The sequence below is a fragment of the Massilia sp. Root335 genome, assembly GCF_001425685.1.
GTDB classification, from domain to species: domain Bacteria; phylum Pseudomonadota; class Gammaproteobacteria; order Burkholderiales; family Burkholderiaceae_D; genus Telluria; species Telluria luteola.
Window position 1 is genome coordinate 49,244 of the sequence record NZ_LMCY01000039.1, and the last position, 238, is coordinate 49,481.

Below are 238 nucleotides of genomic sequence, written 5' to 3' on the forward strand. Positions count from 1 at the left end.
CGCCGACAACGTGCTGACGTTGCCGGCCGCGTCGGTGGCCTTGGCCGTCACCGTGTGTGCGCCCTGGCTCAGGGTCGACGCCGTGATGCTCCAGGCGCCGCCGCCATCGGCCGTCGTCGTGCCGAGCAAGGTCGTGCCGTCCGTGTCGTACAGTTTGACCTTCGCGCCCGCCTCGGCCGTGCCCGAGAACGTGGGCGTCGTGTCGTTGGTGACGGCGGCGTCCGGCACCGGTGCCGAC

The 238-nt window shown here is 72.3% G+C and carries 1 protein-coding gene; it reads right to left on the reverse strand.

What is annotated here, in order from left to right:
- A partial coding sequence (locus ASC93_RS21260; RefSeq protein WP_162251940.1) for an Ig-like domain-containing protein occupies positions 1 to 238 on the reverse strand: 238 nt, incomplete at both ends.